An 11,104-nucleotide genomic window follows, 5' to 3' on the forward strand; every position below is an offset into this window, starting at 1 on the left:
AGAAAGGAAAAACTATGCCCATCCGTAAACTGACCGACACCCTCTATATCGCCCCCCAACTGACCGAAGCAGATGTCCAAGAAGCCGTACGTCTCGGCATCAAAACCATCATCTGCAACCGCCCGGACGGTGAAGAAGAAAACCAACCGGCTTTTGCCGAAGTGCAAAACTGGTTTAAAGAGGCTGGCATCAACCAATTCTCATCCCAGCCCGTTGTCGCGCCTCAAATCAACGCAGCCGATGTCGCAGCCTTCCAAAATCTGTTGCAACAATCTCCGGCTCCTATTCTTGCTTTCTGCCGCACCGGTACTCGCTGCTCCCTGCTTTGGGGTTATCATCAAGTGCAACACGGCGCATCCGTAGCCGAAGTAGTTGCCGCAGCCGAACAGGCTGGCGTCAACCTCAGCAACTTTGAAACCCGCCTGCAAGAAGCCAAAGATAAAGGTTTGGCTTAATACTTTATTTATATATAAGTAGTAGCCTTCAAACCAATCAGGCCGTCTGAAACCGATTATTCAGACGGCCTGATTGCCTTAGCTTATTTTTAATTTATTTCCACTATCCTAAAAATATATTTTCTAAATCAAGCCCGAATTGACCTGTATCAATACCCTGACCCTATTTTCATTTATAATGCCTTTCAATGATTCAGGGCCAAGCCCGAATCCTCCAGTTTCCTCGATAAGAGCCAGCTCTCTTATTAAATGATTTTTCTTTCCTCTTGATGTGTGTGTGTTTGGGTGTGGCCGAAAGCCACCCCCTTTTTTTTATACCTACCCCCTTTCAGGCCGTCTGAAAACTTTCAGACGGCCTTTCCTTTCCTCTCACAAAAATAGTATAAAATCCCCTTATCGTTCAAACCACAAACTCAAAACACCATGGTCAACAAACTCACTCCCCCTCCAAGCCTGCCCGATCCGCAAGACCTCCGCGCCATTATCGCTTACAACATGCGCCTCTACCGCGTTAATCACGGCTGGTCGCAAGAAGAACTGGCACGCCAATGCGGACTTGACCGCACCTACGTTTCCGCCGTCGAACGCAAACGCTGGAACATCGCCCTTTCCAACATCGAAAAAATCGCATCCGCGCTTAAAATCGCCCCTTACAAACTCCTCCTTCCGCCGCAAGAAATGCTCCGCCAAATGACCGAGCCTACCGATACCCAAGCCTAATTCACAGCCAGACACCATCATGCCCGCCGCCCAACAAGCCATCCAAATCTACCAGCAGCAAAAAGCCGCAGCAGAAACTGCCTACCGCCAAAACAACCGCCCTACCGCTTACTTCCGCGACCATATCGCCGCTGCTGAAACCCTACTGCAAACCCTCTGGCAAATCCACTTTCCCGACAGCAACGACATCAGTCTGATTGCCATCGGCGGCTTCGGACGTTGTGAACTCTACCCCCATTCTGACTGGGACTTAGCGATTATTTCCTCGGCCCCATTTTCAGACGGCCTGCAACAACAAACCGCCCAATTTATCCAAACCCTTTGGGACGCACGCCTCAATCCGGCCATCAAAAGCGGCAGCATAGAAGAAATCCTCCAAAGTACCCAAAACGACATTACCGGCGAAACCGCCTTTCTTGAAGCACGCCACCTACAAGGCGATGCCAAACTTACCGCCCAACTTCTAAACAAACTCAACACACGTCGCGACACAGCCGCCTTTATCGAAGCCAAACTCCTCGAAATGGAGCAACGCCATACAAAATCCCAAGGCACAGGCGCACAACTCGAACCCAACATCAAAACTTGCCCCGGCGGCCTGCGCGACATCCACACCCTTATCTGGACAGCCAAAGCACAAGGCATAGACAGCAACCCCACCGCCCTCGTTACCGCCGGTGTCCTCACACGCACCGAAGCCGGCATGCTGGCTCATGGCTACCGCCGCCTCGCCAACATCCGCATTCATCTCCACCTTACCGCCGACCGCCCCGAAGACAGGCTGCTTTTCGACTACCAGTCCCAAGTTGCCGAAAGCTTAGGCTATACCCAACCCGACATCCGCGGCAGAAGCGAAGCTCTGATGCACACCTTCTACCGCGCCACCAAAGCCATCAAACAACTCAACGGCATCCTCATTCCGGTTCTCAAAAACCATCAAACCTCCAGCCGCCCCCAACATATCCACCCCATCGACAGCCGCTACAAACGCATCGGCCACCAAATCGCCGCCAACGACCTTGCCCTGTTTGAACACAACCCCGAACACATCTTCACCATCATCCAAACCATGCAGGAGCAAAGCATCACCACCATCGAGCCGCAAACCCTGCGCGCATGGTGGGCGGCCACACGAAAAATCAACACCCGTTTCACCCAAAATCCAGAAAACCGCCGCCGCTTTATCCAATTCTTCAAACACGGTACCGGCCTCACCCAAACCCTCCGTTTTCTCAACCTCTACGGCGTACTTGGCCGCTATCTCCCCGCATGGGAGAAAATCACCGGCCTGCTCCAACACGACCTCTTCCATATTTACCCCGTAGACGACCACATCCTGACCGTCGTCCGCAATATGCGCCGTCTCGCCATCGAAACCCACAGCCACGAAATGCCCGAAGCCAGCGCCATCATGCAGGCCTATCCACGACCATATGTCCTCTACACCGCCGCCCTGCTGCACGACATCGCTAAAGGCCGTGGCGGCGATCACGCAAAAGAAGGCATCAAAGACGCACAACAATTCGCCGCCAACCACTACTACACCGAAGAAGAAAGCCACCTACTCGCATGGCTGGTTGAAAACCACCTGCTCATGTCCACCGTTGCCCAAAAAGAAGACATCCAAGATCCCCATGTCCTTCAAGCCTTCTGCCGCCGTATTCCCACACGCGAATACCTCGATGCACTCTACCTGCTTACCATTGCCGACATCCGCGGCACCAACCCCAAACTTTGGAACACATGGCGCGCCAGCCTGCTCCAAACTCTCTACCACAGCACCGCTGCCGTTTTAAACAGCAAAAACCACGATCCCGAACGCCTCCCCAACCGACGCGAACAAGCCTCGACCGACCAGCTCACGCGCGCAGCCGTTCCCCTCAAAAACCAACAAAAACTCCGCCGCATCCTCGGCAGCGCATACTACGTCCGCCATCAGACACGGGAAATCCTCTGGCACACCGCAAACCTCGCCTACGACACCCAAAGTCCTGCCGTCCGCAGCCGCATCCTTCCCCAAAGCAACAGCCTTCAAGTCATGGTGTTCATGCCCAATGGCGACCGCCTCTTCGCACGCCTCTGCCGCATCTTCAGCAGCCACCGCTTCGACATCCAAGCCGCCCGCGCCTTCATTACCGAACACGACTACATCCTCGACACCTTTATCCTGCAACTTCCCGACAATCTCCCGCCCGAAGAATATCCCGACCGCCAAAGCGCACTCGAAGCCGAACTCAACAGCTTCATCCACGGCAATACCACCGTCCAAAAACAAAGCGGCCGCCCACACATCAGCCGCCGCATCCGCCACATCCCCATTCCGCCTACCGTAATCATCACCCCCGAAGAAGATTATCCCGGCTGGCACACCATAGACATCACCGCCGTCAACCGCCCCCACCTCCTCGCCGACATCGCCGAGACCTTCTTCGCACACAACATCAGCCTGCGCTACGCCAAAATCACCACCTTGGATCAGCGCATTGAGGACAGCTTCATTACCTACAGCCCATCCCTGCAAGACCCGCAAACCCAAAACACCCTAAAACAAGCATTGATCGAAGTCTTGACCCCATAAAGGCCGTCTGAACATCTTAAAAACATAGGGTGAGCATTTTTTGCTCACCCTAATCACATCCAAATATATAAACATCCTAAATATACCCTTCTCAAACACTCAAGAAATCCAAAGCCTTAAAATTCAAAATCAGACCTTTACTATGACATAAAACTACATTCTAAAATCATAACCCATATGAATATAATTCCAACAACAAAATTTCATTCACCTATTACACCAAACCCTCTTTAAAAATCCTTCCTTCCAAATCTTTTCCCCATTCATATTCAAACAAAATACGCATACAAAATAAAACCTATAAAAAACAAAAAAATAAAATCACAAAATATTAAACTTACCGATTAATCCATAAAAATACCGCCCATCTAAATCAATTAACATATTATTAAATCAAACTAAATTCTGACAAAACGTCACACACCCAAACTTGTCTCCCTTCCCTGTCACAAAAAACACAAAACTGACAAAAAACGTCAACCACCCAATTTCCCTAAAATTCTGAAACTTTCAAACAAAACCACACAAAACTTAAAAATCAAAAAATAATTCCAATAAAAACAATAAACAAAAAATAAAAAATAATTTTTTTAATCAGTTTTGCGCACTTGGCACACCGACTGCTTGAAACAACACGTCCGATAAGGCCCAAGCCTCAAAGCAGCAAGCCCGACGGAAGCTGTATATTCCTTCTTACTTTATGGTTTACTCATAATACATAGTGCCAAGCACATTACGGACTTTTTACTTAAACATAATTATTCACACTTTCAAACTGGAGTTTTAATCAATGAAAGCAATCCAAAAAGGTTTCACCCTGATCGAATTGATGATCGTTATCGCCATCTTGGGCATCTTGGCCGTAATCGCTCTGCCTGCGTACCAAGACTACACTATCCGCGCCAAAGTATCTGAAGGCTTGGGATTAGCTGAACCTGCTAAATTAGCTGTAGCCGAAACAGCTGCTGCTCTTGATGGCTTAAGTAGTGTTACAGCCTATACTACTGGTACAACTGATAAAGCCAAAATGGGTAATACAGGCTACAAATTTGTACCAACTAAATATGTTAAGAGTATTGACATTGCAAATGGTGGGGTAATTACAGTTACCACCCAAGCCACTGGTGCAACAGAAAATCCAGTATTCACATTGACCCCAAGTCAAAATGGTGCCACAGCAGGTACCTCAGATTCAGAAGCTCCTTTGAGTTGGAGTTGTAAATTTACTGGTGGCGAACCTAAACACGTTCCTGCTAACTGCCGCTAATATTGGTATTGCAGTCTAAATAAAAGCAAATCCCATAAGGCAATTATGGGATTTGCTTTATAAAAATAAAAAAACCTGAAAACGATACACTCAAATGAATACCCCATTTCAAGCCCAAAAAGGTTTTACCCTGATTGAGCTGATGATAGTGATCGCCATCCTCGGTATTCTGGTTGTTGTCGCCATACCCACTTACCAAAACTATATCGGTAGGGCGCAAGCCTCCGAAGCACTATACCTTGCCGACGACCTGAAAACCGAAATCAGCATTGCCTCAGCGGTAAATAATCGCCTGCCCAATGCAGAGGATGTCAGTAAACAAGGCTCAATCGGCGTTACCGCTCAACGCATCGGCGGTACATACATCCAAAACGGTGGCGTAACTGTAGAAGCAGATACAGGCAAAATCAGCATTCCTTTCGATAAAGGGCAGAACAAAGGCAAAGTCCTGACCCTGACTCCTTATCGAATTAACAATGACTCGACTTGGTTGTTTAACTGGCAATGCGGCGGAACACTGGATCCGATGATGATTCCCGCCATGTGCCGAGACAACTCAAACGGATAACGACCAAGCATATACCTTAAGAAAAACACAAAAATACATTGCGAAGAAAACACCCCAAACAAAGCCAAATACAAACGCGGAAAACGAATCAAAGCAAAAGAACAAAACTCTCCAAAACAAGGTCATTAAGAGCCTGAATCATCACATTACGAAAATAAATGCCGTCTGAAATCATTTTCAGACGGCCTCTTTATATCTAATCCTAATATGACATAAAACTTTAATCTTGATTAGTTTCAGACGGCCTTCATCTTTTCACAACTACATAAAACAAATTCGCAACACTCCTTATAAGACAATTTGTCGCACATCTGAACTCAATATATAATTTAACCATACAAGTCTTTATTTTTAAGCATTTTTCATTTTCAAAACATACATTGTCTACATTGGGAGAACCATCATGCCTCATCTAAACTTGGATAAAACGGATTTAAAGATTCTGCAGGTTTTGCAGGAAAATGGGCGGTTGAGCAATGTTGAGCTTTCTGAAAAAGTGGCGCTCTCCCCTTCTCCCTGCCTGCGCCGTCTCAAACAGCTTGAAGATGCGGGCATCATTCAAAAATACGCCGCCCAGCTTTCTCCCGTATCTTTGGGCTTGGGTTTGCAGGCTTTTATCCGTGTATCGATTAGCAAGGCAAAAGATGCGCGCGAGGATTTTTCCGAATCTGTCCGCGCTTGGCCTGAAGTATTGAGCTGCTTTGCTTTAACGGGTGAAACCGACTATCTGCTCCATGCCTTTTTTACCGATATGAACGCATTTTCCCATTTTGTTTTGGACACGCTGCTTTCACACCACGGCGTGCAAGATGCGCAATCGAGTTTTGTGTTGAAAGAAATTAAAAACACGACCGCTCTGCCTTTGGTTCATTTGGTTCAGGATTGATGATTTGAAACTGATAAAGGCCGTCTGTTGTTCAGACGGCCTTTTAAATTCCAATGGTTTGCTTTCACATCCATACACTTGTATTCTTTTTAAGAATAATTCACATAAGCTTTTACTATGACTAACACCACCCATCTCGATATCGATACTGTTTCAGAACATACCAAACAATGGCTGGAAAAAGCCGTTATCGGGCTGAATCTCTGCCCGTTTGCCAAAGCGCCGCACGTTAAAAACCTGGTTCGCATCGTTGTCAGCGAAGCCCGTCATTTAGACGGTTTCCTTGAGGACTTGGATCGTGAATTGCAGCTTCTGGGCAATACACCCGCTTCAGAATTGGAAACCACTTTACTGGTTCATCCAACGCTATTCCCTGATTTTGAAACCTTCAACCAAATGCTGGAAATTGCCGACGATGCCGTTGTAGAAAACGAATTGGAAGGCATTGTCCAAATTGCACCGTTCCATCCCGATTTCCAATTTGAAGGCACTGAAGCCGACGACATCAGCAACTACACCAATCGCTCACCCTATCCGACTTTGCACTTGATTCGTGAAGACAGTATTGCCAAAGCGGCTGAAGCATTTCCCGATGCCTCGGCAATTTTCGACCGCAATATCGCACTGCTGGAAAAAATGGGGCATGAGGGCTGGGATAAGTTAGACATTCCACGTTGTCCATTTCCACATCACAAGCCATCTGAAAACAAATAATTGGTGATGGGAAGATGGTTCGCTATTTATTGATTTTTTGCGGCGCATTGTCGCTCGTCTTGGGCATTATCGGCATTTTCCTGCCATTACTGCCGACTACGCCTTTCATTTTATTGACCGCCGCCTGCTGGGCAAAAGCTTCTCCGCGCTTTCACAATTGGCTGTATCATCACCGCCACTTTGGTCCGATCATACAAAACTGGGAAAACAACGGCGCTGTGCCACGCAAGGCAAAGTTCTTCGCTATCGGCATGATGGCCATTTCTTGCCTTTTTATGTTTTGGCAATTTCCAGAACGCTGGTGGATTGGTGCCGTTTCATCAATCTTCTGTAGCTGCGTGGCAGTGTGGATGTGGTTACGGCCGGAGGCATAAAATAAAACAGGTGGGCATTTTCGCTTACCTGTTTTTTATTTTCATACCCAATTTATCCATCAAAACAATCAGTAAGAACCAAAACACCCTATTCGACCCTCATTTTTCAGACGGCCTCCATTTATTCAATTAAATGTAAATTTTAGCTAAAATTAATTCAAAGTATTTTTTCGATAGCATTATTTCCGATATTTCAAACTCCTGTTTCAAAACCATTTTTTTACTACCTCCAACTATTCTACTCATTTTGATTCCTTTATTTGTATCAACATTTCTTTTGATTCCAACACTCTAAACCGTCCCTTAACACTTGCTTTGCGTTATACTTTCCCCTGACACAACCGCGCAGTTCGTCTGGATATTTTCAGACGGCCTGAATATTTCACCGCCGTGCTTTCTCAACGAAGTTCCTCACGGTGCAACAGAATAAAAAGGAAATACTATGCGCTCTCTCTCATTTTTACTGCTTCTTGCCGCCTTTCCTGCTGCGGCATCCGATTTTGACGGCTCATCCGCAAGCCTGCTTTGGGGTCTGCCGTTTGCACTGATTCTCTTGTCCATTGCACTCGGACCTCTGTTTTTCTCCCATATTTGGCACCACCACTTCGGCAAAATTACAGCGTTTTGGACGCTGCTGTTTTTAACGCCGTTTATCATCACCTTTGGTTTCGGAGCCGGCGTACATACCGTTGCCCATGCGTTGGTTGAAGAATATATCCCCTTTATCCTGCTGCTTTTAGCGCTCTATACCATTTCAGGCGGTATTTTTGTCAGCGGCGATTTGCACGGCTCACCTAAATTGAATACAACCCTGTTGGCAGTCGGCACGGCTTTGTCTTCCATCATGGGGACAACAGGCGCGGCGATGTTGATGATTCGTCCGCTTTTGAAAGCCAACCATAAACGCCACTACCGCGTTCACATCGTGATTTTCTTCATTTTCTTGGTAGCAAATATCGGCGGCGGTCTGACTCCTTTAGGTGATCCTCCGCTGTTCTTAGGATTCCTGAAAGGCGTAGATTTCATGTGGACGGTCAAACACATGCTGATGCCTGTATTAATCAGTTCTGTGATTTTGCTAGCCGTTTTCTACATCATCGACAGCCAACACTTCAACCGTGAACAAAGCGAGCACCTTGCTCCCGCTCCTTCCGATAAAGAAGAAAAAATCAAAATTTACGGCAAATGGAATTTCCTGTTACTGGCCGGCGTAGTCGGTGCGGTTTTGCTGTCCGGTTTGTGGAAACCAAATCATCCGGGCTTTGAAATCTTGGGCAGCCATTACGCTTTGCAAAACCTGATGCGCGATGGCATTTTGCTGGCTTTGACCGCCGTATCTTGGATTATCACGCCCAAACAGGTACGCGCAGGCAATGAGTTCAACTTCGAGCCGATTGCCGAAGTGGGCAAACTGTTTTTGGGTATTTTCATTACCATTTCCCCCGTCTTGGCAATTTTGAAAGCCGGCGAAACAGGTGCATTGGCTTCCGTTGTTTCTCTGGTTCACGACTCGGCAGGCAATCCGATTAATGTGATGTATTTCTGGATGAGCGGCATTTTGTCGGCATTCTTGGATAACGCGCCGACTTATTTGGTGTTCTTCAATATGGCCGGTGGCGATGCCCAAGCCTTAATGACAGGCCACCTGTTCCATTCACTGCTGGCAGTATCCATGGGTTCCGTATTTATGGGCGCGCTCACTTATATCGGTAATGCGCCGAACTTCATGGTCAAAGCCATTGCCGAACAACGCGGCGTACCGATGCCTTCCTTCTTCGGCTATATGGCATGGTCGGTGATTGTATTGGTACCGCTGTTTGCTCTGCATACGATGATTTTCTTCGTTTGGCAGCTCTTTTAAACTTAGAGGCCGTCTGAATTTCAGACGGCCTTTTATTTTCAGCTATATCATCAAACATAGCGTTTAAATATCAATCAGTTAAAAATTATTTCCCTTAACACTCGATTACATATTCCTACTTTTTTCCCACTTTTCCCGTAAAAATAAGCGTAAAACTGACATAAAGCAGCCTATACCTGATAAAATCTAAAGCTTTGTTGTTTGCGTTTATTCGTTGTTTTTATAGCAAACCTCTGCTTTTTTCAGACAGCCCATTCTTTGTTTCAAAGCATTACATGCCGTCTGAAAAAACAATCCGACATCCGAATCTCAACCCACCAAAAAGTAACGCATCCTTATGATTAAGATAAAAAAAGGCTTAGACCTGCCTATCGCGGGCAGACCGGAGCAAGTCATTTATGACGGCCCGGCCATTACCGAAGTCGCGTTGCTTGGCGAAGAATATGTCGGCATGCGCCCCTCGATGAAAGTCAAGGAAGGCGAAGCCGTCAAAAAAGGCCAAGTGCTGTTTGAAGACAAAAAGAATCCGGGCGTAGTATTTACTGCTCCGGCTTCAGGCAAAATCGCCGCTATTCACCGTGGCGAAAAGCGCGTACTTCAGTCAGTCGTGATTGCCGTTGAAGGCAACGACGAAATCGAGTTCGAACGCTACGCACCTGAAGCGCTGGCAAAATTGAGCAGCGAAGAAGTGCGCCGCAACCTGATCCAATCCGGTTTGTGGACTGCGCTGCGCACCCGTCCGTTCAGCAAAATCCCTGCCGTCGATGCCGAGCCGTTCGCCATCTTCGTCAATGCAATGGACACCAATCCGCTGGCTGCCGATCCTACGGTCATCATCAAAGAAGCTGCCGAAGACTTCAAACGCGGCCTGTTGGTATTGAGCCGTCTGACCGAGCGTAAAATCCATGTATGTAAAGCAGCCGGTGCAGACGTGCCGTCTGAAAATGCTGCCAATATCGAAACACATGAATTCGGTGGCCCGCATCCTGCCGGTTTGAGTGGCACGCACATTCATTTCATCGAGCCAGTCGGTGCGAACAAAACCGTTTGGACCATCAATTATCAAGATGTAATTGCCATTGGCCGTTTGTTTGCAACAGGCCGTCTGAACACCGAGCGCGTGATTGCCTTGGGTGGTTCTCAAGTCAACAAACCACGCCTCTTGCGTACCGTTTTGGGTGCGAAAGTATCGCAAATTACTGCGGGCGAATTGGTTGACGCAGACAACCGCGTGATTTCCGGCTCAGTATTAAACGGCGCGATTGCACAAGGCGCGCACGATTACCTCGGCCGCTACCACAATCAGATTTCCGTTATCGAAGAAGGCCGCAGCAAAGAGCTGTTCGGCTGGGTTGCGCCACAACCGGACAAATACTCCATCACGCGCACAACCCTCGGCCATTTCCTGAAAAACAAACTCTTCAAGTTCAACACAGCCGTCAACGGCGGCGACCGCGCCATGGTACCGATCGGCACTTACGAGCGCGTAATGCCCTTGGATATCCTGCCTACCCTGCTCTTGCGCGATTTAATCGTCGGCGATACCGACAGCGCTCAGGCACTGGGTTGCTTGGAATTGGACGAAGAAGACCTCGCTTTGTGCAGCTTCGTCTGCCCGGGTAAATACGAATACGGCCCGCTGTTGCGTAAGGTGCTGGAAACCATTGAGAAGGAAGGCTGA

General features: G+C 47.7%; 10 protein-coding genes. All 10 read left to right on the forward strand.

The genetic code is table 11. The features are described 5' to 3' along the window. Positions 1 to 14: 14 nt before the first annotated feature. The 10 genes from HMPREF2952_RS07190 to HMPREF2952_RS07235 all read left to right on the forward strand — a co-directional run bounded on the left by HMPREF2952_RS07190 (position 15) and on the right by HMPREF2952_RS07235 (position 11,104). Positions 15 to 455: a TIGR01244 family sulfur transferase gene (locus HMPREF2952_RS07190; RefSeq protein WP_049336036.1), complete on the forward strand. Its 441-nt coding sequence runs from the start codon at positions 15 to 17 to the stop codon at positions 453 to 455. Positions 456 to 878: 423 nt separating this feature from the next. Next, complete coding sequence (locus tag HMPREF2952_RS07195; RefSeq protein ID WP_004519584.1) at positions 879 to 1,175, forward strand: helix-turn-helix domain-containing protein; 297 nt, start codon at positions 879 to 881, stop codon at positions 1,173 to 1,175. A 19-nt stretch (positions 1,176 to 1,194) separates the two neighbouring features. Continuing rightward, positions 1,195 to 3,753, forward strand: a complete 2,559-nt coding sequence (gene glnD, locus HMPREF2952_RS07200; protein ID WP_070695437.1) for a [protein-PII] uridylyltransferase — start codon at positions 1,195 to 1,197, stop codon at positions 3,751 to 3,753. A gap of 790 nt (positions 3,754 to 4,543) precedes the next feature. Further along, a complete protein-coding gene (locus HMPREF2952_RS07205) occupies positions 4,544 to 5,020 on the forward strand; it encodes a pilin (RefSeq protein WP_070695439.1) in 477 nt (158 codons plus the stop codon). 94 nt (positions 5,021 to 5,114) lie between these two features. Next, a complete protein-coding gene (locus HMPREF2952_RS07210; protein ID WP_070695441.1) occupies positions 5,115 to 5,588 on the forward strand; it encodes a pilin in 474 nt (157 codons plus the stop codon). A 403-nt stretch (positions 5,589 to 5,991) separates the two neighbouring features. Continuing rightward, positions 5,992 to 6,474, forward strand: a complete 483-nt coding sequence (locus tag HMPREF2952_RS07215) for an Lrp/AsnC family transcriptional regulator (protein WP_003684427.1) — start codon at positions 5,992 to 5,994, stop codon at positions 6,472 to 6,474. A gap of 117 nt (positions 6,475 to 6,591) precedes the next feature. Further along, a complete protein-coding gene (locus HMPREF2952_RS07220; protein ID WP_070503738.1) occupies positions 6,592 to 7,188 on the forward strand; it encodes a DUF1415 domain-containing protein in 597 nt (198 codons plus the stop codon). Positions 7,189 to 7,202: 14 nt separating this feature from the next. After that, complete coding sequence (locus tag HMPREF2952_RS07225; protein ID WP_049336046.1) at positions 7,203 to 7,562, forward strand: YbaN family protein; 360 nt, start codon at positions 7,203 to 7,205, stop codon at positions 7,560 to 7,562. Between the two features lie 442 nt (positions 7,563 to 8,004). Beyond that, positions 8,005 to 9,423: a sodium:proton antiporter gene (locus HMPREF2952_RS07230; protein WP_070625144.1), complete on the forward strand. Its 1,419-nt coding sequence runs from the start codon at positions 8,005 to 8,007 to the stop codon at positions 9,421 to 9,423. 337 nt (positions 9,424 to 9,760) lie between these two features. Beyond that, entirely contained in the window at positions 9,761 to 11,104 is a 1,344-nt protein-coding gene (locus tag HMPREF2952_RS07235; protein ID WP_070695443.1) for a Na(+)-translocating NADH-quinone reductase subunit A, read from the forward strand.

Source organism: Neisseria sp. HMSC068C12 (genome assembly GCF_001814095.1).
Lineage (GTDB): Bacteria > Pseudomonadota > Gammaproteobacteria > Burkholderiales > Neisseriaceae > Neisseria > Neisseria perflava.